The sequence below is a fragment of the Ruegeria sp. AL1 genome (assembly GCF_056540905.1).
Window position 1 is genome coordinate 209,999 of record NZ_JBQFXP010000006.1, and the last position, 21,145, is coordinate 231,143.

17 protein-coding genes and 2 pseudogenes are annotated in these 21,145 nt (G+C 59.3%); 12 read left to right on the top strand and 7 right to left on the bottom strand.

From position 1 onward, the window contains the following. Window positions 1-13: 13 nt before the first annotated feature. Together ACRZ9X_RS11740 and ACRZ9X_RS11745 are read right to left on the bottom strand one after the other, a co-directional pair. On the bottom strand, window positions 14-1,027 hold the full coding sequence (locus ACRZ9X_RS11740; protein WP_480518991.1) for an NADP-dependent oxidoreductase: 1,014 nt from the start codon (window positions 1,025-1,027) through the stop codon (window positions 14-16). A 37-nt stretch (window positions 1,028-1,064) separates the two neighbouring features. Beyond that, window positions 1,065-3,413, bottom strand: coding sequence for a fatty acid cis/trans isomerase (locus tag ACRZ9X_RS11745; protein ID WP_480518993.1), 2,349 nt, complete (start codon window positions 3,411-3,413; stop codon window positions 1,065-1,067). A gap of 321 nt (window positions 3,414-3,734) precedes the next feature. Here ACRZ9X_RS11745 and ACRZ9X_RS11750 point away from each other — a divergent pair, with 321 nt between their 5' ends. Genes ACRZ9X_RS11750 through ACRZ9X_RS11790 form a run of 9 tightly spaced genes read left to right on the top strand, consistent with a single transcriptional unit; the run spans window position 3,735 to window position 13,323 of the window. Beyond that, window positions 3,735-4,760: an ABC transporter ATP-binding protein gene (locus tag ACRZ9X_RS11750; protein WP_480518995.1), complete on the top strand. Its 1,026-nt coding sequence runs from the start codon at window positions 3,735-3,737 to the stop codon at window positions 4,758-4,760. Continuing rightward, window positions 4,748-5,845 carry an ABC transporter ATP-binding protein gene (locus ACRZ9X_RS11755; RefSeq protein WP_480518996.1) on the top strand — a complete coding sequence of 366 codons (1,098 nt, stop codon included), beginning with the start codon at window positions 4,748-4,750 and terminating at the stop codon, window positions 5,843-5,845. The genes ACRZ9X_RS11750 and ACRZ9X_RS11755 overlap by 13 nt, the downstream gene beginning before the upstream one ends. Continuing rightward, window positions 5,842-7,353 (top strand): ABC transporter substrate-binding protein, encoded by a 1,512-nt coding sequence (locus ACRZ9X_RS11760; RefSeq protein ID WP_480518998.1) that lies wholly within the window; start codon window positions 5,842-5,844, stop codon window positions 7,351-7,353. Before ACRZ9X_RS11755 ends, ACRZ9X_RS11760 begins: the two co-directional genes overlap by 4 nt. 44 nt (window positions 7,354-7,397) lie before the next feature. Beyond that, window positions 7,398-8,363 (top strand): ABC transporter permease, encoded by a 966-nt coding sequence (locus ACRZ9X_RS11765; protein ID WP_480519000.1) that lies wholly within the window; start codon window positions 7,398-7,400, stop codon window positions 8,361-8,363. A 1-nt stretch (window position 8,364) separates the two neighbouring features. Beyond that, a complete protein-coding gene (locus ACRZ9X_RS11770; RefSeq protein WP_480519002.1) occupies window positions 8,365-9,228 on the top strand; it encodes an ABC transporter permease in 864 nt (287 codons plus the stop codon). A gap of 15 nt (window positions 9,229-9,243) precedes the next feature. Beyond that, window positions 9,244-11,037 carry a gamma-glutamyltransferase family protein gene (locus ACRZ9X_RS11775; protein WP_480519003.1) on the top strand — a complete coding sequence of 598 codons (1,794 nt, stop codon included), beginning with the start codon at window positions 9,244-9,246 and terminating at the stop codon, window positions 11,035-11,037. A gap of 1 nt (window position 11,038) precedes the next feature. Further along, complete coding sequence (locus ACRZ9X_RS11780) at window positions 11,039-11,788, top strand: DUF1028 domain-containing protein (RefSeq protein ID WP_480519004.1); 750 nt, start codon at window positions 11,039-11,041, stop codon at window positions 11,786-11,788. A gap of 12 nt (window positions 11,789-11,800) precedes the next feature. Next, entirely contained in the window at window positions 11,801-12,625 is an 825-nt protein-coding gene (locus tag ACRZ9X_RS11785; RefSeq protein WP_480519106.1) for a sulfite exporter TauE/SafE family protein, read from the top strand. 2 nt (window positions 12,626-12,627) lie between these two features. After that, a complete protein-coding gene (locus ACRZ9X_RS11790) occupies window positions 12,628-13,323 on the top strand; it encodes a FadR/GntR family transcriptional regulator (RefSeq protein ID WP_480519005.1) in 696 nt (231 codons plus the stop codon). Between the two features lie 16 nt (window positions 13,324-13,339). Here ACRZ9X_RS11790 and ACRZ9X_RS11795 read toward each other — a convergent pair. From ACRZ9X_RS11795 to ACRZ9X_RS11805, 3 genes and pseudogenes are all read right to left on the bottom strand, one after another. Further along, window positions 13,340-14,249: pseudogene (locus ACRZ9X_RS11795) on the bottom strand (Ldh family oxidoreductase). A 3-nt stretch (window positions 14,250-14,252) separates the two neighbouring features. Beyond that, window positions 14,253-14,680 (bottom strand): annotated as a pseudogene (locus tag ACRZ9X_RS11800) (membrane dipeptidase); the annotation flags it as partial. A 390-nt stretch (window positions 14,681-15,070) separates the two neighbouring features. Continuing rightward, window positions 15,071-16,177, bottom strand: a complete 1,107-nt coding sequence (locus ACRZ9X_RS11805) for a zinc ABC transporter substrate-binding protein (RefSeq protein WP_480519007.1) — start codon at window positions 16,175-16,177, stop codon at window positions 15,071-15,073. 56 nt (window positions 16,178-16,233) lie between these two features. Here ACRZ9X_RS11805 and ACRZ9X_RS11810 point away from each other — a divergent pair, with 56 nt between their 5' ends. The 3 genes from ACRZ9X_RS11810 to ACRZ9X_RS11820 are packed head-to-tail and all read left to right on the top strand — an operon-like array spanning window position 16,234 to window position 18,286. Continuing rightward, window positions 16,234-16,752, top strand: coding sequence for a transcriptional repressor (locus ACRZ9X_RS11810; protein ID WP_480519009.1), 519 nt, complete (start codon window positions 16,234-16,236; stop codon window positions 16,750-16,752). Then, entirely contained in the window at window positions 16,749-17,489 is a 741-nt protein-coding gene (locus ACRZ9X_RS11815) for an ATP-binding cassette domain-containing protein (protein WP_480519011.1), read from the top strand. Before ACRZ9X_RS11810 ends, ACRZ9X_RS11815 begins: the two co-directional genes overlap by 4 nt. Beyond that, entirely contained in the window at window positions 17,489-18,286 is a 798-nt protein-coding gene (locus ACRZ9X_RS11820; protein WP_480519013.1) for an iron chelate uptake ABC transporter family permease subunit, read from the top strand. Before ACRZ9X_RS11815 ends, ACRZ9X_RS11820 begins: the two co-directional genes overlap by 1 nt. 38 nt (window positions 18,287-18,324) lie before the next feature. On the opposite strand, the gene ACRZ9X_RS11825 is transcribed toward ACRZ9X_RS11820, so the two are convergent. Both ACRZ9X_RS11825 and ACRZ9X_RS11830 read right to left on the bottom strand, forming a co-directional pair. Further along, window positions 18,325-19,938 (bottom strand): GMC family oxidoreductase, encoded by a 1,614-nt coding sequence (locus ACRZ9X_RS11825; RefSeq protein WP_480519014.1) that lies wholly within the window; start codon window positions 19,936-19,938, stop codon window positions 18,325-18,327. Between the two features lie 145 nt (window positions 19,939-20,083). Further along, a complete protein-coding gene (locus tag ACRZ9X_RS11830; RefSeq protein WP_480519016.1) occupies window positions 20,084-21,142 on the bottom strand; it encodes an acyl-CoA dehydrogenase family protein in 1,059 nt (352 codons plus the stop codon). Between the last annotated feature and the right edge of the window lie 3 nt (window positions 21,143-21,145).

The window sequence follows — 21,145 nt, forward strand, 5'->3', positions numbered from 1 at the left end:
GCTCTATGGCTGTTCAGTCCACGCGAATAAGCAGCTTGCCGGTGTTTTCTCCACGATAGAGCATGGCAATCGCGTCGCGCGCCGCTTCGGCCCTGTCCAGAACATGTTCGTTGACGCTCAATTCCTCCGTACGCACCCAATTCGCCAGTTGCGAAATGGCTTCGGGAAACCGCGCTTTGTAGTCGAAGATAATGAACCCCTGCATCCGTGCCCGCGCCACCAAAAGCTGCCGGTTGACGCGCGGACCAAGAGGGATCGGATCCCAATCTGCCAGCGCGGCGGTTCCGCAGATGGCAATGCGTGCGCCTTGAGCCAGATGTGTCATAACCCCGTCAGATATCGCACCACATGTATTGTCAAAGTAACAGTCTACACCGTTTGGGCATGCCGCGCCGATGGCCTCGGCAACGTTCTGTTCCCGGTAGTTGATCACCGCATCATAGCCGAACTTGGTCGCGCAAAGGTGCATTTTCTCGGCGCTGGACGTTATCCCGACCGTTCTACATCCTTTGAGTTTAGCGATCTGGCCAACCGCCGATCCAACCGCACCGGCAGCGGTTGAGACCACAACCGTGTCGCCTTCCTTGGCCTCGCAAACATCCAATAGGCCAAAATACGCCGTCACGCCATTCAGCCCAAGAATGCCAAGCGCCAATGAGGGAGACAGGTCAGGCTCAGCCAGTTTCCGGTCGACATTTGATCCGTCCGAGATCACGTACCGGCTCCAACCGAACATGCCGGTCACCTGATCGCCCTCCGCGTAGTCCGGAGACCGCGAGGCGACCACCTCACCCACAGCAAAGCCGCGCATTACGGCGCCGATTTCGACCGGCGGCAGGTAATTTGGCGTGTCATTTGCCCAGCCGCGCTGAGCCGGATCGGCAGACCAAAAACTGGTGCGGATCAGAAAACACCCCTCTGGCACGTCGGGCACCGGGCTCTCCTGCACGGTGAAGTGGTCCGCCTGAGGAATACCCTTGGGCCTGCTCGACAATATGACGCTGCGGTTGATCGGGTTTGTTGTCATGAAACACCTATTGTTCGGTTACCCGGGAATACGCCAGTCAGGATGGGCTATCGCCCGACTTGGGATCCCTGTAGCGGTTGAGATCCAAAATCCCTGCCTGAACCGGGTTTTGTTGTAGAAAAGCCTGGTGAATTGCATCGCTGGTTGCCCAGAACTCGGGGCTCGTTCTGCGAACGCCATGAGAGTCCACCACCCGCATCCAATCCGCCTGATTTGTGATCGACTTGATATCGCGAGCGAGGGCCTGCAACTGGCTCTGCGGAACCCTTAGAAAGAAATTCGGATAGCTGCCCACAACGCCGGGCAGGATTGTCAGAACGTCGGATTGCGGGTCCCGGCGGGCGGTCTCATCAAACAAAAACGCCACATTATCATGCGCTTTATCATGCAGCAGTGAAAAAAGCTGCGGTTCGCCGTCCAGCCCTTCGACCATCAATATCGTATAATCCGGCAGGAATTTGACCCAGGGACCCGGCTGATCTGCCAGAGTTTGCAGAATTGGCAGGATCGGTCCGGACGCAGGTATTTGGCAGGTGTTCCCCGGGCACCGGTTGATCTGATCCATTTCTGGCCACAGCCCATCACCAAGCTCCAGCAGACTTAACAAAAACTCCCGCTTTGGCTCAGAGGTTTCAAAGGCGATGCGATCAGGAAAGCTGTCATCCACACGACGCTGATGCCAATAGGTGTGAAGCTGCGCCAATGTGCCCTTATACCAATCATCATGCATCGCTTTGCGGCTTTCCTTCGGCATGAAGAACAGGAAAGTGTCCTCACTCTCCATCCGCAGTTCGTCCATATAAATGCGCGTTGACAGCTGATGCTCGACCCGACCGAACACATCAAACCCTGCGACAAGATTGTAATAGATGCGTTCAAAAATCGGATAATCGATCACCCAGGCCGTTTCGGGAATTCCGCCGTGAAACCCCGTCATCGCCGAGGCATTGTCAAAGTGGCGGAACACGGTGATCCGTGCGTTGGGATTCGTTCCGTCCCCGTCCCATATCGCATCATAGCCAAAGCCTGATGTGTGGGCGGAGCTATTGGCATATCGCGCGTCCCGAAATTCAAGATATTGCGCCTGGTTTTTGTGGGAGAAACCATGGAGATCGCCTAATGCTCCGGCTTCGCTTTGTGAAACAGGCAATTCCAGAAATGTCGCGCCATCCTGCAGGAAATCCGGGTTCGTGATGGATAAATCCCAGCTCGGGTCCAAGAAGCTAACCCAGAACCGGTCTTCGATGACATCAACGGCAGTCTGGCCATGGCATACTGGACCGCGAATGAAACTGCGCACAAAGAACAATGCGTCGTCTAGCAGAAACTGATACCGGCTGCGCGGCGGTATGTCGGCAAATGTCGTGAACGGGTTGCCCCCCTCGGATTCGCCGTAACCTGGCAATGCAGCCACCGACCAGTCAGGCTTCAGAAAGAGCGCCCGGTATCGGGCCATGCGAGCCGGTCCAAGACTGTAAACGAGATGCTCCTTATGGACGATCGTTTCCTCAACCGGTTTCAGCCGGTAATAAAACGCGTCCCCACCCGGATCATCGAAGGGTCGCCGCGTGGCGATCGTTTCGATCTTTTCCCCCGGTGGCGTAGACGAGCGCACCAGTTGAAAGAACCGTCTCGGATCATCACCGGTAAAATGTAGCCGTGCCAGAAACAGATGTTCATAGACATACCGGCTCATCAGTTGGGTACGCAGATCGGGGGCGTTCAGAAATGCCTCCCATTCGGCAATCTGTGCTTGCAGATCGTCGGGAAGGTCGGCGCGCGTCTCGGACAACACCGCCCCGTTCCGCGCCCATGAGGCAAGCGTTTGATATTCCTGCTCGTTCAACGGTGCCATGGCATAAGGCATTCCGGCAAGGGGATGGTTCTCTCGGAAGGCCTCAAACTCCTTCGGTGCTGGGCAGACAAGCGGACGGTCGAGTGCAAGGTCCAGCTCGTCAGGCAACGGCGCATCGGGCGTGAATTCGGCGGAACGGCCGAGCTCCAGATAACGCTCCATGAGGTTCAGATCAGCAGGTGCGGTAACGGAATGGAACCCAAGTGCGCGCCAGCCCGGAACGGTGGTGGCATCGACACCCAATCGGGTTGGCACTGCATCCCTCAGCCGGTCAGAGTGGTATACGGCCTCTTTGCTTGCCCCTCGCAAAAGACCTTCGGGGGATGTCAGTTTCAATTGGCACGGTGCATCGTAGCAGCTGTGACAAACGACACAGCGGTGGTCGAGAATCGTGGTCACCTCGTCTGGCAGCGGCCTGGTTTCAATCGTGGCATCTGCAGTTTGCGCAAAGGCTGACGGATAGCCAGAGAGGACCACAAGAGCGACAAGGCTTAACTGGCCCATCAAAGCTGTCACGCGTCCTGACGCCATATATCTACCTTCCCACTGCAAAGACCTGAGCTTGTCGACTGTTCGAGCTTGGCACGGTTGTGCCTGATTTTACTAGACGAGTTTGATGGAAATTCTCTGATCACAAGATGATAGCAGTGGGTCGAGCGGGATGCTGCAAACAGTCCTGAGTTTCTGATGGAGGCCGTCGCCTTGACGACATGTCGTAAAGCAGTTGCCCGGAAGACGGGCGCGCACCCGTAAATATCCACGCCCCCAATGATTATCTCAGGCGAATTTGTTGACAATTACGACGGCAAAATGCAACCAATGCAATATTGGTTGCTATAAAGGTTGAAACCCGTGCCAACTGGCGAACACCGCCCCAATTCTGAAAATGAGCCTCCGGTTTTGCGACTGAGCTCGTTCAGCCTGTCGTTTCGTGGCCATGGATCACCTGCTGTCGATGACCTGAGTCTGTCTGTCTCGGCGGGTGAAACCCTGTGTATCGTGGGCGAATCCGGATGTGGAAAATCGGTGACCGCAATGGCATTGATGGGCCTGTTGCCGCAGGACGTGATCAACATTCCCAATGGTCTGCTCGAGTTTGAAGGCCGGTCATATGATCTGACCCGTCAACAGCTTGACGCCGAGACCCGAGGGGATCGGATGGCGATGATCTTTCAGGAGCCGATGACCTCACTCAATCCGGCTTTCCGCATCGGTGATCAGATTGCCGAAGCAGTCCTGCATCACCGCAATTGCAGCCGGGCCGAGGCCACTGAAAGCGCTCTTACCATGTTACGGCGCGTTGGTATTCCGGCACCGGAACAACGCCTGCGCGAATATCCCCATCAGCTGTCAGGCGGCATGCGACAGCGGGTCATGATTGCAATGGCCCTGATCAACAACCCCTCACTTCTGATCGCGGATGAGCCGACAACGGCACTGGATGTAACCATTCAGGCGCAAATTCTCGATCTGATCCGCGAGCTTCAGGCCGAGACGGGAATGGGGGCTCTGTTCATTACCCATGATTTGGGCGTGGTTGCGGAAATCGCGACGAATGTTGCGGTCATGTATGGTGGTCAGATTGTTGAAAGCGGCCCTGTAAATGCCGTGTTTGACGATCCGCAACACCCCTACACTATTGGCCTTATGAGCTCGGTCCCACGAATGAGCGGGTCGCGAGACCGGCTGATCACTGTGCCGGGTACGGTGCCCTCATTGGCCGATATGCCACAGGGGTGCCGGTTTCGCACCCGCTGTCCATTTGCCACGGACGACTGTGCAGAGCGCCCGGTTCTGTCCGAGATCGGGCAAGGCCACGCCGTAGCCTGCCATTATGCCCCGCTGGAACAGCTAAAGGGGGTCCGATGCGCGATATAATTCTTGAGGCGCGGGATTTGACCCGCCATTTCACCCTTGGCACCGGATTATTTGAGCGTAAGAGCACTGTGCGCGCCGTGGATGGCGTTTCCCTGTCTATCCGCACAGGGGAAACCTTTGCCATAGTCGGAGAATCCGGTTGTGGGAAATCAACCCTTGCACGCCTCTTGATGCGGCTGGATCGTCCGACATCCGGTCAGGTCCTTTTCGACGGGCAAGAGGTGCAGGACCTGCCCCGCCGGGATATGGCTCCTCTGCGTCAACAGATGCAGTTTGTGTTTCAGGATCCGTTCTCGTCGCTGAATCCGCGTATGACCGTGGGCAAACTGGTGGGCGAACCGCTTGAGGTGCACGCTCCGGAGCTGGATGAAGCTGCGCGCCGTCAGAAGGTTGCGGATCTGCTGGCCCAGGTCGGGTTGCTGCCAGACCATGCCAACCGCTACCCGCACGAGTTCTCGGGCGGTCAACGGCAGCGCATCGGCATCGCCCGCGCGCTGGCCTCGGGTCCGCGGTTGCTGATCGGGGATGAGCCCGTCTCGGCACTGGATGTGTCGGTGCAGGCGCAAGTTGTCAATCTGCTGAACGACCTAAAGCAGGACCTTGACCTGACACTGGTCATCATTGCCCATGATCTGGCCGTCATTCGTCATATGAGCGACCGGATCGCCGTTATGTATCTGGGTCAGGTGGTCGAAACCGGCCCGGCCGATCAGGTGTTCGAACAGCCACGCCACCCGTATACACATGCATTGTTGTCGGCGATCCCTGAGCCCGAGCCCGACCGTGAAAGAGATCACATGGCGCTGTTGGGTGAGACGCCCAGCCCGTCGGCCCCGCCTGCAGGATGCCGGTTCCATACCCGCTGCCCGTTCGCACAGGACAATTGCCGGACAACTGCGCCGGTTCTTGATGCGGCAGATGCCGACCATCACGTCGCCTGCCACCATTGGAAAACCATACCAGAGGCCGGAAAACCGGCCCCGCCCCGACGCCGCAGCGCCGGAGCAGAAGAGCGGTTCGCGCTCTACCGCGCTGCCGTCCAAACTCCCCCGGCTTCTGCCGACAACAGAGAGGATATATCATGAATGTCTTGAAAACCGGCCTACTGGCCGGACTACTGGGTGCCACGGCCCTTTCGGCGCAGGCCGCCGACCTGCGTATCGCCCTGCAGTCGGATGCAGACGTGCTGGACCCTGATCAATCACGTACCTTTGTGGGGCGGATTGTCTATGCCTCCATGTGTGACAAGCTGGTCGATATCACCCCCGATCTGGAACTGATCCCGCAACTGGCCACCGGCTGGGAGTGGAGCGAGGACGGCAAGTCCCTGACCATGACCCTGCGCGAAGGCGTGGTGTTCCATGACGGCACGCCGTTCAACGCGCAGGCGGTGGCGGACAATATCGACCGCTCGCAGAACCTTGAGGAATCGCGCCGCAAGTCCGAGCTGAAATCGGTCGTGGGCGTCGATGTGGTGGATGACTACACCGTCCGCTTCAACATGGCGGCCCCCGATGCGACGCTGTTGGCACAGTTTGCCGACCGCTCGGGCATGATGGTGTCGCCAACCGCAGCCAAGGCGGCAGGTGCGGATTTCGGCCTCAACCCGGTCTGCTCTGGCCCGTTCAAGTTCAAGGAACGTGTGGCCCAGGACCGGATCGCGCTTGAGCGGTTCCCGGACTACTGGAATGCGGGCGAAATTCATTTCGACAGCGTCACCTTCCTGCCGATCCCCGATACCACCGTGCGTCTTGCGAACCTGCAATCGGGCGATATCGACATGCTGGAACGTCTGGCCGCGACCGATCTGAGCCAAGCAAACGACGACAGCGGCATCAAGGTCGAAAGCGCTGTTTCGCTGGGATATCAAGGCATTACCATCAACGTGAACAATGGCGAAAAGGGCGACAACCCCTGGGGCAACGACAAACGCCTGCGTCAGGCGCTGAGCTATGCGCTGGACCGTGATGCGATCAATCAGGTCGTCTTTGAGGGCGCGTTTGCGCCGGGTAACCAGCCCTTCCCGCCGACCTCTCCGTGGTATGATACCGATCACCCGGTGCCTGCGCGCGATGTGGAAAAGGCCAAAGCTCTGCTGGCCGAGGCAGGTTTCCCGGACGGGATCGATTTGGAGGTTCAGGTGCCAAACACCACCGTTCCGCTGCAGCTGATGCAAGTGGTTCAGGCCATGGCAGCCGAGGCCGGGATCAATATTGAGATCACGTCCAAGGAATTCGCCACCCTGCTGGCCGATCAAAGCGCCGGTGACTATCAGGCTAGCCAGATCGGATGGTCGGGCCGCGTGGACCCCGATGGCAACATCCACCAGTTCATGACCACGGGCGGCGGCATCAACGACAGCCATTATTCCGACCCGAAGGTGGATGAGATGCTGAACAACGCCCGCGCCTCGACCGATTTCGATGCACGCAAGGTGGAATACGACAAAGCTCGCGATATCCTCGCGCAAGATATGCCCATCGTGTACCTCTATCACCAGACATGGATCTGGGCGCTTGATGATGGCCTCAAAGGCTTCACCCCTTACCCGGACGGTATGATCCGTCTGGAAGGTGTGACGCTGGAGAAATAAGCCACTCACCCCCCCCGCCCGGTCCTCCAGCCGGGCGGGTATCCTTGACCGAAAGCCCTGATCCCATGCTGTCATTCATCCTGCGCCGCATTCTGATCGCGATCCCGACGATCCTGCTGATCTCGATCTTCGTGTTCAGCCTGCAAAAGCTGCTGCCCGGTGACCCGGTCCTTGCCATGGCAGGTGAGGAGCGTGACCCCGAAGTGCTGGAATTCCTGCGCGAGAAATATCGCCTGAACGATCCTATCCCGGTGCAATACCTCACATGGGTTGGCAACGCGCTGCAGGGCGATCTGGGGATTTCACTGCGAACCAATCAGCCGGTGACGGAACTGATCGCGGAAAAGCTGCCAGTGACAATCCAGCTTGCGATTATGGCGATCCTGTTTGCGCTGGTGATCGGGATACCGGCTGGCATTTTGTCGGCGGTCAAGAAAGGGACTGTCACGGACTATGTGGCCAACATCGTGGCCCTGTCCGGACTGTCGATTCCGAATTTCTGGCTGGGGATCATGCTGATCCTGCTGGTCTCGGTAAAACTCGACCTGTTGCCCGCCTCAGGCTATGTGCCCCTGTCCGAGGACCCGGTAAAATCCATTACCACCATGCTGATGCCCGCCTTTGTACTGGGCACCGCGCTGGCCGCGACACTGATGCGACATACGCGGTCGGCCATGCTGGGCGTGCTCAAGTCCGACTATGTGCGCACGGCGCGTGCCAAGGGACTACATGAACGCCGCGTGGTTCTGAAACACGCCTTCCGCAACGCGCTGACGCCGATTGTAACCCTGACCGCGTTGCTATTCGGTGAACTGATCGCCGGGGCGGTCCTGACAGAGCAAATCTTTACCATCCCCGGCTTCGGCAAGATGGTCGTCGACGCCGTGTTCAACCGCGATTACGCCGTGGTGCAGGGCATCGTGCTGGTCACTGCCGTGGGTTTCATATTCATGAACCTGCTGGCTGACGTGGCCTATGTGCTGCTGAACCCCCGTCTGAGGACCGCCTGACATGGCCCTAGCTGATCCCATCCTCGCGCGCCGTCCCGAAAACCGGGTCTGGAAGAAATTCCGCACGCATAAAAGCGCCATGCTGGGTGGCGTGCTGGTCACGTTCTTCGTGCTGATCGCGCTTCTGGCCCCGATCCTGCCCGTGCCCGATCCGGCGGCCACCGACTGGGGCGCAGTGCGCAAAGCGCCCACTGCTGCGCATCCGTTTGGCACGGATGAGATCGGACGGGATGTGCTGTCACGGATGATCTGGGGCGCGCAGGCATCGTTGCTGGCGGGCGTGGTCTCGGTCGGGATCGCTGTCTTGCTGGGTGTGCCGCTGGGCATCATCGCAGGCTATTTCGGCGGCTGGATCGACGCCATCATCTCGCGCTGTACCGAGGCGCTGCTGGCCGCGCCGTTCCTGATCCTCGCCATCGCGCTGGCCGCGTTTCTTGGCCCGTCGCTGACCAATGCCATGATCGCCATCGGCCTGTCGGCGACACCAATCTTCATCCGCCTGACACGCGGTCAGGTCCTGTCAGTCAAGGCCGAAGACTACGTGACCTCGGCCCGCGCCATTGGCCTGCCGACCCCCAAAATCCTGACGCGGTACGTGTTCCCAAACGTGCTGCCGCCGGTGCTCGTGCAGGCGACGCTGACCATCGCGACCGCCATCATAGCCGAGGCGTCGCTGTCCTTCCTCGGCCTTGGCCAGCAACCGCCCGCGCCAAGCTGGGGATCGATGCTGAACACCGCCAAAAACTTCCTCAACCAAGCCCCGTGGATGGCCATGTGGCCTGGCATCGCGATCTTCCTCGTGGTGCTGGGGTTCAACCTATTGGGCGACGGGCTGCGCGATGCGCTGGACCCGCGCGAACATTGATTTCGGAGACCAGAAATGACTGAATTCACCACCCGCCCCGAGATCCGAGGCACTTTCGGCGTCGTTACCTCGACGCACTGGATCGCCTCGGCCGTGGGGTTCGGTATTCTGGAAAAGGGCGGCAACGCCTTTGACGCCGCCGTCGCGACAGCGATGACCCTGCAAGTGGTTGAGCCGCATCTGAACGGCCCAGCAGGCGACATGCCCGCCATTTTCCATTCGGCCAAGACTGGCAAAACACAGGTGTTGTGCGCGCAGGGTCCCGCCCCCGCCGCCGCCACCATTGAGCATTACACCGGGCTGGGTCTGAACCTGATCCCCGGCTCAGGCCTGCTGGCCACGGTGGTGCCCGGCGCGTTTGACGGCTGGATGCTGATGCTGCGCGATCATGGGCATCTGCCGCTGCGCGATGTCATGCAGCCCGCCATCGACTATGCCCGCGACGGCCATCCCGTGTTGCCACGCGTCGCCAATACCATCGGCGGCCTGTCCGACTTCTTCGAAGATGAGTGGCCCAGCTCGGCGGAAACATGGATGCCCGACGGTCAGGCCCCCGAACCCCACAGCAATTTCGCCAACCCCGCTCTGGCCGCGACCTATGAACGTCTGGTTGCGGATGCCGAGGCCGCGCATGACGACCGCACCGACCAGATTGATGCCGCCCGCCGCGCGTGGCGGCAAGGCTTTGTGGCGGATCGCATCTTTGACTATCTGGCCGACGCCAAGGTCATGGACGTCTCGGGACAGCGTAATGCAGGCGTCATGGCGCGCGCGGATATGGAGAACTGGCAGGCCACGTATGAAGACACACTGACCTATGACTATCACGGCTGGACCGTCCACAAGACGCAGGCCTGGAGCCAGGGTCCGGTGCTGCTGCAGACGCTGGCCATTCTCAAAGGGATCGACCTTGGGTCAATGGACCCGAACGGGGCCGAATTCGTGCATACGGTCATCGAGGCGATGAAGCTCGCCTATGCCGACCGCGAGGCCTATTACGGCGATCCCGACCACAGTGAGATCCCCATGGACCACCTGCTCAGCGACGCTTACTCCGCCGAGCGCCGCGCCATGATCAGCCCGGATGCCTCGCACGAGCAACGCCCGGGCCGGGTGCCGGGGTTTGAACATCTGGCGGATGCCTATATCGCCCGCGCCGCGCGGGATTTCTCGGCCAATTCTGGGGCCAGCGCCGGTGAGCCAACCATGTCTCACCTGACCGAGAAACGCGGTGATACCGTGCATTTGGACGTGATTGACCGCTGGGGCAATATGGTCGCGGCGACGCCCTCGGGCGGGTGGCTGCAAAGCTCTCCGGTTGTTCCCGGGCTGGGATTTCCGCTCAACAGCCGGGCGCAGATGTTCTGGCTGGAACCGGGCCTGCCGAGCTCACTTGAACCCGGGCGCAGACCGCGGACTACGCTGACGCCCAGCCTTGCGGAAAAGGACGGGGTCCAAATGGTCTTTGGCACGCCCGGAGGCGACCAGCAGGATCAGTGGCAATTGATCTGGTTCCTGCGCTTTGTGCATTTCGGACTGGAACTGCAGCAATGCATGGACGCGCCGCTGTTTCATTCGATGCATTTTCAGGGCTCGTTCTATCCCCGCGCCGCTGCTCCGGGAGAGATGATGATCGAGGCCACCTTTGGCGAAACGGTGATCGAAGACCTGCGCGCGCACGGCCACAAAGTCACGGTGGCCGATGGCTGGACTGTGGGTCGTCTGACAGCGGCCCTCCGCGAACAGGACGGAACCCTGCGCGCAGCAGCTACGCCGCGCTTGATGCAGGCTTACGCAGTGGGACGATAGGATGACGTATTCTCTGATTGCAAAAGATACGGAAACCGGGGCCATCGGTCTGATCGTGGCCAGCCGCTTTTTTGCCTGTGGCGCGCGGGTGCCCAAAGTCGGATCCCGCAGTGCAATTGCCTCGCAGGCGTTTTCGAACCCGGTTTGGGGAACTGAGGGTTTGCGGCGCCTTGAGGCTGGCGAAGCCGCGCAGGCCGTACTGGATGATCTTGTGCAGCGCGACGATGGGCGCGCGGCGCGACAGGCGCATCTGATGGACGCGTCTGGCGGCTTCGCCGCATATACCGGAGAGGATTGCGTGGATTGGGCCGGTCATCGCAGTGGCGACACCCATTCGGTCGCTGGGAACATGCTGGCCGGTCCGGACGTGATCAACGCCACGTTTGAAGCCTTTGCATCCGCCAGCAACCTGTCTTTTCCCGAACGCCTGATCGCAGCGATGGAGGCAGGTGAGCGCAATGGCGGCGACAAGCGCGGCAAACAGGCGGCGGGGATGGTGATCCACCGGGGTGAGGCGCATTCCTGGCTCGACATTCGAACCGACGATCATCACGATCCGTTGGCAGAACTGCGTCGCTTGTATGATGTGGCCGGTGAGCGTTACCTGCATTTCGCCGAAGCCATGCCAAGCACGCAGAACTTTTCAGGCAACCCGGACCGCGCCGCTTTGGAAAAAGCCATCGCCGCTGCGGAAGCCAAGCGTAAGGCCGATGGGCGAACCAGCGTGTCGCTGGCGACAGGAGCACCCTGAGCCTTGGGCGCGATGGCTCTGTCCTCGGTGGCGCCTCTGTTGGCCATCGCTGGGGCCGCCGGTGTCTTCGGCGGCATTCTGGCCGGGTTATTGGGGGTCGGCGGCGGGATTGTCATCGTTCCCGCGTTGTATTTTGCCCTGTCGCTGAACGGCAATGATCCCGCGTTGACGATGCAGGTGGCCGTCGGAACCTCATTGGCGACCATTGTGTTCACGGCGTTGTCCTCAAGCTGGGGGCATTACAAACGCGGCGCGCTGGATATGGCGCTGTTGAAACGCTGGGCCCCCGCGATCCTTGTGGGTGTGATCATCGGCGGGCTGCTGGGTGGTCTGGTCAGCGGCTATATTCTGGTTGCGGTCTTTGCGAGTGTCGCCGGGCTGGTGGCACTGGACATGATCCTGCGTAAACCCACGGAAGACGAAACACCCCGCAGTTTCTCGCCGCGCGTCTGGACCGGAACAGGTATCTTCGCCGGAGCAGTGTCGGCCATGATGGGCATCGGCGGCGGCACGGTCTGCGTACCAGTGCTGAATTTTCTGGGTTATGACATCCGGCGCGCCGTGGGCACCGCTGCGGCGATCGGATTTGTCATCGGGTTGCCCGGTGCGTTGATCTATGCCGCGACCGGGTTTGGACAAGAGGGCCTGCCGCCGTTTTCAATCGGCTACGTCAACCTTGTGGCCGCGGCATTGATCATTCCACTAACCACCAGCTTTGCACATGTAGGTGTGCGCATCGCACACTCGATCTCGCCGCGCGCATTGCGTCTTGCTTTCGGCGCGTTCCTGATGCTTACGTCCCTGCGCATGTTTTACGACCTGATCGGAGCCTTCTGACTTTGGGGAACTGTCCAACTGATACGGAACTCACCGCGGCGTTGCGTGCGGGCATCGAAACCGGAGATTTCCTAAAAAACGGAAAACTGCTGCCCGAGCGCGCGCTGGCTGATGCACTGACCGTCACCCGAACCCGGATGCGCCGCATTCTGGATCAACTCGAAGAAGACGGCACCGTTTTTCGCAGGCACGGTCAGGGAACTTTCGTCTCACCGCCTCCGGCTGTCGGCACCAGCCCGTTTCGCGCCGTCGCCGCCAAGGTCATGCCTCGCGACGTGATGGAAGTTCGACTGGAGATCGAACCCGCCCTGGCCGCACTGGCCGCGCAAAGGGCTTCGATCAAAGAATTGAAAACGCTGGAACAACTGACGCAGGCAACGCTTGAGGCCGCCGATACGCAGGCCTATGGCGTGGCCGACGATATTTTCCACTACAAAATCGCGGAACTGGCCCATAATCCTCTGTTTCTGACAGTTTACGATTCCATTCGTGCAGTCCGGCGACAGGCCGAGTGGACCCGCAGGCGTGAAACGCGGTATTCTCCGTCAACTCTCATGCGATTGGGCGAACAGCACCAGCAATTGTTCAGCAATATCGCGGATCGCAACAGTCAGGCGGCCGCCGAGGTGATGGAAACACACTTGCTTGCGGTGTCAAATGCTATGCTGCGGGACAGAACCTATGGTCCGGACACATGATCTCTGGCCGGTACGACTAGCTCAGGATTTCTTCGATCTTAGCCAGAGTTGCCGTATTGACCGCCACACCGTCTGAACGCGCAACCATGCCCGGGCAAATGCGCCCCTTCCTGCGCGCGGATCGCCTCGACCAGCACCGACATCCCTGCCGTAAACCATCCATTCGCCGTCGCTCCGGGATCAATCGCTGTGAAAAACTGCCCCGTTTTCGGTCCGCCCAATGTTCCGGAAAACGGGGACGCGTTGATTCCCAGCGTGGCTCCGGTCGGCGCTGCCGCTATGAGTTGCACCCTGACAGCGACGCCGACACCCGTGTTACCGCCCGACGGAGCCATTGAAACTTTCGCGTCGACCTCAGGGTCCGTCGTTCGGTTGCCGTCGGCAATCAGCGCCCACCCGATCAGGATCGGTTTGCCCTCGAGGGCGTGTTTCATAACTTCGCTTTGGTCGATCAGAATTGCAGGCTGCCCATCACTTCCCGGTGCGGCAATCGAGAATGGGTTCGTTCGAACAATTGGTTTGAACCTACCCGACGACGCGATTGAAGCAGGCGCATTGAGAAAGCCGAGGCCCGCAAGCCCGGCCTGAGCCAATCGATGCATATGATAACCCAGAACACCACAGTTATAACTGTTGCGGGCCGCCAGCGCAGCCACACCCTGTGTACGGGCGGCGGGGGTCAGTGCTTCGAACCGGGCCGCGATTGGGGAATGGGCAAATCCAGTCACAGCGTCAACCGTCACAACGCCAGGGCATGGTTGTTCCAGAACAGGCGCAGCCTGCCCGCCGACCTTACCGTACTGCACATGCTGGCAATAGGTCGGGACATAGGCCAGCCCGTGTCTCGCCACGCCGTCGGCCCCGGTCGGGACCGTCGCGACAGCCAATGGGCGCGCGTAGGCCTCACAGGTGTCCGCCGCGGCCAGCCCTCAAAAGGACAGGTCTTCGATTTCAGCTAGGGTGGCGCGCAGACCAGCCTCGATATTGCCTAAATCACGGTTATCCTGAAGCCAGCTTGGCATGTGTGGGAAACCGGGCGCCGAGGCCGAGCCTTCGCCACAGTCGATCTGCTTGGTCCAGCGGCCCACGCGCATCCATTCGACAATGCTGTCGGGCTGGTCCTGACACAGGCCGGTGCCGATCCCAAGGTGGCTTGCGCCGTACTTGTCTGCGGAACGGGCTATCATTTCACAAAAATTGTCCAACGTGCCGTCGGATTTATCCTTCAGATGGTGCGGGTAAACCGAGAAACCAAGCATCCCATCCTTTTCCGTCACCGCACGGACCCCACATCGCGCTTGTTGCGCGGGGCGTGCGACCATGCGCGCGGGTTCGCGTGGGTGATGGCGATGGGGATCGCATCCACGCTGTTCGCGCGCAACTGGCGGAAGACCTACTCCGACCAGTTCACATATTGCAGGCAATCAATACGCATCAGCCTGGGCTCAAGTCGCGGTTACAGCGTACGGCAAAAAATGCGCAACTGGTCCAAGGTGTTTCGGTTTTCGCGCCCGCGTATGCCTGCCAGTCTCACGCCAACATTCGGATTTTGAGGGGTTACAGCGGCTCCAAAGTGACAAAGGTTCACCGTAGGGTGGCCCCTGCCAATCCGATCCCTCGACCGCGAATCCGCTTGCCACAGGTCAACTGCCGCGAAATCATGACCAACCGTCACTGAAGCGTGGATTGCCCGACGCGCCGCTAAAGCACGCCGGGTTCCATACAACCGCTGCTCAATCTCTTTGGATCACAAACATTCGGCCAGCGTTTTTGCCAGGTTGCGAATGACTTGCGGATAAAGCGTCAGACCCGACTCCAGATCAGACCCAAGCGGGTCCATCACACCAGTTTTGGCCTCGGTTCCCTCTAGCACGGTTGCCACGATTCCGGGATTGAATTGCGGCTCAGTTAGCACGCAATCAATGCCTTCTTCGCGGATACGTGCCTGAATTTCGGTGATACGCGCCGGGCTTGGGTCGGAGGCATCGCTCAAAGAAATCGCCCCCGACGCCGGAAGATCGAACGCGTCTTCGAAATACTGATAGGCGTCGTGGAACACGACAAAACTGCCGCCACGAACTGGTTCAAGCGTTTTGGACACCTCTGCTGACAACGCCGTCATTTCTTCCCGCGCAGCTGCGGCATTTGCAAAATATGTTCCCGCATTGTCGGGGTCAGCAGCTGAAAGTTGTGCCGCGATCAGGTTCAGCCAGATTTCAGCATTTGCCGGGGACAGCCAGGCGTGAGGGTCATGTTCCCCATGCGCATGCCCATCATGATCTGCATGATCTTCGTGGTCGTCATGATCGGCATGGTCGTCATGATCGGCGTGGTCGTTGTGATCGTGTTTGTCATCGTGATCGTGCGCGTCATGTTCTTCAACTTCGGCATGATCGTGGTCATCGCCTTTCGCATGGTCATCCTGATCTTCGTCATGCGCGTGTTCACCGTCATGATCATCATGATCGTCTTCATCACCGTAATCATACTCTTCAAACAACGCGCCTTCCCGAAAATCGAGCAAAACGGTTTCGTCAGTCTCCAACAGGGTCGTGATGGTCGCACCATCGCTCAGCGTTTCAATTGCCCCTTCCATCCAGGGCGTCAGATCTTCTCCGATCCAAAAGACCAGATCAGCATTCTGCAGTGCCGCAGCCTCTGACGGGCGCAGATTGTATTCATGCGGCGAGGCGCCAGCCTGAACAATCAGGTCGGGGGATCCAACCCCATCCATGACCCGCGCCACCAGCGAGTGCACCGGCGCGATGTCTACCGCAACATTCGGGACATCAGCGATGGCTGTTCCACCTAATAGTGTTGCCGTAAAAGACAATGAAAGAAGCTTTCTGGACATCGAACCCTCTGTGTGATTTTATAACATTGCCGACTGATTATATGATATGGAATAACATGACAAGTGAGACGCGCCCGAACCCGGTTGGCGAAACCACACCGGTCGGCTTTCAGAAGCACGACCATGCCTCGTGCGTCGCGATGGCATTGGCTACGGCCGAGGCCCGGTGCAAAGAGCAAAGCCTGCGCCTGACACCTGTTCGGCGAAAAGTTCTGGAGATCCTGCTGCAGGAACATCGCGCGCTGGGTGCATATGCACTTCTCGACCGGTTGCGCGAGGATGGGTTCGGCTCGCAACCTCCGGTGGCATACCGGGCGCTGGATTTCTTGGTTCAGAACGGGTTTGTCCATAAGATCGAACGTCTGAATGCGTTCGTTGCCTGTTCGCACCCCGGCGCGGCACATTCCCCGGCGTTTATGATTTGCAGAAAATGCGATGGCGTCGCCGAAGCGCAGGCAGGCCCTTCCAAAGGCATGCTGGGCGCTGCTGCACGCGCAGCAGGTTTCGAGATCGAACGGACCGTTGTCGAAGCCGAAGGGCTTTGCCCCGATTGCTCAGAGAAAGCCGGAAAATGAGTGCCATTACCGTCAAAAACCTAAGCGTGCGTTATGGGGCCAATACTGTGCTGCGCCATGTCGACATGGTGATCGATCCCGGAGAGATCGTGACGATTGTTGGCCCCAACGGGTCCGGCAAGACAAGCCTTTTACGCGCCATTATCGGAGCTGCCAAACCATCCGCCGGGAAAGTGCATCGGAAACCGGGATTGAAAATCGGATATGTGCCGCAAAAGCTGCATATTGATCCGACACTGCCAATTTCGGTCGAGCGGTTCATGCGTCTGACCGATCCAGTGTCGCGTGCGACCTGCGCTAAGGCGCTTGAAGCCGCTGGCGTGCCGGACCTGCTAAACCGGCAGATGTCGCAGCTGTCCGGCGGTCAGTTTCAGCGCGTTCTGCTGGCTCGGGCCCTGATCAACCAACCGGACGTCCTGCTGCTGGACGAGGCGACCCAAGGGCTTGACCAGCCGGGATCGGCGGCGTTTTACCGCCAGATTGAGGACGTGCGCCGTGACACCGGCTGCGCAATTCTGATGATCAGTCACGAATTGCATGTGGTCATGAGCGCATCTGACCGGGTGATCTGCCTGAATGGCCATGTGTGTTGCGAAGGCTCTCCGGCCGTGGTGGCCTCGGCACCGGAGTATCGCGCCATGTTCGGGACCGGAACAGGCGGGGCTCTGGCCTTGTACCGCCATGATCATGACCATAATCACGACCAATGTGAGCACTCTCAGGAAGCGGCAGAGTAATGCTTGATGATTTTATGACGCGCGCCGCGCTGGCGGGCATTGGCGTCGCCTGCGCTGCTGCACCGTTGGGCTGTTTCGTGGTCTGGCGGCGCATGGCGTATTTCGGAGACGCCACCGCCCATGCCGCGATCCTTGGCGTCGCGCTATCGCTGACCTTTCAGATGTCGATCTTTGCCGGAGCGCTGGCTGTCGCGCTGGCCATGGCACTGACTGTTACGCTGCTGTCCGGGCGCGGCTATGCGATGGACACGCTGCTGGGTGTTCTGGCGCATTCGGCGCTTGCTTTCGGGCTTGTCGCTGTCTCGTTCCTGTCCGGGGTGCGCATCGATCTGATGGCATATCTGTTTGGTGACATTCTTGCCGTATCCCGCACCGATCTGTTGGTGATATGGGGCGGCGCGGCGCTTGTCATTGCGCTGATTGCATGGCGATGGTCACGCCTGTTGACGGCAACCCTGAACGAGGAACTGGCCTATGCGAGCGGCTTTGATCCCAAACGCGAGCAATTGATACTGACCGTGTGCCTCGCGGTCACGGTCGCTGTGGCCATCAAGGTGGTGGGGGTTCTGCTGATTGCGGCGATGCTGATCATCCCTGCCGCCGCCGCGCGCAGTCTGGCGCGCTCACCCGAAGCCATGGCCGTGGTCGCTGCGGCCATTGGTGCCTTTTCCGCCGTGGCGGGTTTGCGGGCCGCATATATCTTCGACACCCCGGCAGGCCCGTCTATCGTCTGTGTTGCGGCACTGTTGTTTGCCTGCCTGAGCCTGATCGGCTGGCATTCTCATCGCAGGACCTAGTTTAGCAGATCGATTGGCGGGATGCCTGGTTCCGGATATCAGGCAGTTTTGCGGATCAGATCGGCTGCTTTTTCTGCGATGGCAATGGTCGGCGCGTTGGTATTGCCCGAAATCAGGTTTGGCATGATCGACGCATCGACAACCCGCAACCCATCAACTCCACGCACCCGCAACGAAGGGTCAACCACGGCCATTTCGTCTACACCCATCTTGCACGTCCCGACCGGGTGATAGATCGTATCTGCGCGGGCGCGAATATGACGTTCCCAATCAGCGCCCGTGCTGGCTGTGTCTGTTCCGTGCATCTCGGAAAGCTCGTATTCGGCCAGTGGGGGCGATTTCATGATTTCACGGGCGATCCGTACTCCTTTGATCATGGTTTCAAGGTCACGCGGGTCGCTCAGGAATGCCGGATCAATCCCGGGCATCGCGAAAGGATCAGTGCTTTGCAAAAACACGCGGCCACGGCTTTCAGGGCGCAGCTTGCACATATGGCAACTGTAACCATGCCCCCAATACAGTTTGCGCAGGTGATCATCCACGATGGTCATCATGAAATGCAGCTGAATATCCGGGCGATCCAGATCGGGTGAGGTTTTCAGGAAGGCACCGCCTTCGGCCACCGGTGACGCAGCCATGGACTTGCCGTCCTTTTTCCATTGCAGGACATGGCGCAGAAGGTTCAGCCCGCCTTTTGGACTGATGCCCAGATTGTCCTTATACGTACTTCGGAAGGATAAAGAAAAATCAAGATGATCCTGAAGGTTCTGACCCACGCCCGGTAAATCATTCGCAACATTGATGCCAAGACCTGCCAGGTCATCCCCATTTCCGATGCCGGAAAGTTGTAGAATCTGAGGTGATTTCAGGGCTCCGGCGCAGACCAGAACCTCGCGGCGGGACGTGACCTCAACATCCTTTCCTTTGTGGCGGTACAAGACTCCGGTTGCACGTTTGCCATCCAGTATCACTCGCTGGACCGAGGCTTGAGTAACGACCGTCAGGTTCGGACGATTCATGATCGGAAACAGATAACCCGCAGCTGCCGAGCAACGTTCGCCATTCTTGTCCGCGTTGTGGAATTGAGTCACCTGATAGAGGCCGACCCCTTCCTGATCTCCCCGATTGAAGTCGTCCACCCGACGATGCTGCAGCCGAGCGGCGGACTCGACAAAGGCATAAGAGATGTCGCGCGGAGCCTGCTGGTTCGACACCTGCAAGGGACCATCCGCACCGTGTTCAGCGTCGGCGCCCCGTTGATTGTTTTCTGCTCTCTTAAAGTAGGGAAGCATACTGTCCCAATCCCAGCCGTCATTGCCAAGATTGGCCCAGTCGTCATAATCCTGCCTCTGCCCGCGCACATACAGCGCCGCATTGATTGCGCTCGAGCCGCCAAGCGCTTTGCCGCGTGGTTGGTAAGTTGTTCGCCCGTTCAGACCGGGCTGCGGAACCGACTCCATGCACCAGTTGTTGATCTGAACAGGCTTGTTTTGGATCATAATGGCACCGCCCAGCATCATGCGGACCAGCAGGCTGTTTCCAGCCCCGCCCGCCTCAAGCAGGCAGACAGTAACTTCAGGATCTTCGGTCAACCGGCTCGCCAGCACGCAGCCCGCCGACCCGCCCCCGACAATTACATAATCAAAGACCAAGCGACTTTCCCCTTCCTGGCACCATGAACCGGCGGTGTGCAGTGATGGCCATAAAATGAGGGTTCAATAGGTTGGCGCAACCATGCCGTCGCGGCAACAGGGGCGTTGACTTATTGGCAATCCGCCTGTCTTTGATCTCGGGGTCTCAACCCGCCATTACGCGGTTCAACTGCGCGTAGCGGTCGCCAAGTTGATGATCAATCATCGCGAGCCGCTTGGCATAGTGCGATCCGGGATATTCCCATGTCATGCCAATCCCACCATGCAACTGAATGCATTCTTCCGAGATCATCGCCCCAGCGCGCCCGATCAGTTGTTTGGCCATTGCGATGAATTTTCCGGCCTCGGCACTGTCCAGCTTGCTCGCCGCCAGAATGGTGATCGACCGGCATTGCTCGATTTCAATCGCCATATCGACGGCGCGATGTTGCAAAGCCTGGAAACGTGCAATCGGGCGTCCAAACTGATTGCGCTGTTTGAGATAGTCCACCGTCATGTCGAACAGTACCCCCATGACTCCGACCGCCTCGGCGCACAGGGCCAGACGCCCGGCATCCAACGTGGCCTCGATCATGTCACCGGCCGTTTCGTGCAGGCAGATGGCTGGGGTCGTATCGAGGATCAGTTCTCCTGCGCCGCCGCCATCGATCATCGCATAGTCGATTGTCTCAGACGCTTCGACCAGAAACAGGCCAACACTTGCCCCCATACGCGCGGCAACCAGAGCGCCATCAGCACCCGGCAGACCATACACCACTGTTTTGCGCCCATTAAGGACCCAGCCATCGCCCGAACGGTCCGCGCTGGCGCGTATCAAGGGCAGTGAATCCGCGTCCGGTTCGAACACCGCCAGACACAGGCGCTTTTCGCCGGCAATCATCTGCTGAACGAGATCGAGGGACCCGCAGTTGGCACAGGCGCGAACACTCATCAAAGCGGCCAACATGGGCTCAGGGCAAAGCCCGCGCCCCAATTCTTCGAACACAGTGGTGATGTCAAACCCCTCACCGCCAAAGCCGCCACACTCTTCAGAAACAAATGCCCCAACCACACCTAACGCGGACAGTTCCGCCCATTTGGCAGGTGAATGATACGGAGCTGTTTCGACGACAGTTGCGCGCGTATCGAAATCATATTGCTGTGTCAGATATCGCCGCAGGCTGTCCGACAACATCTGGCGGTCTTCGGTCAGGGTAAAATCCATCGG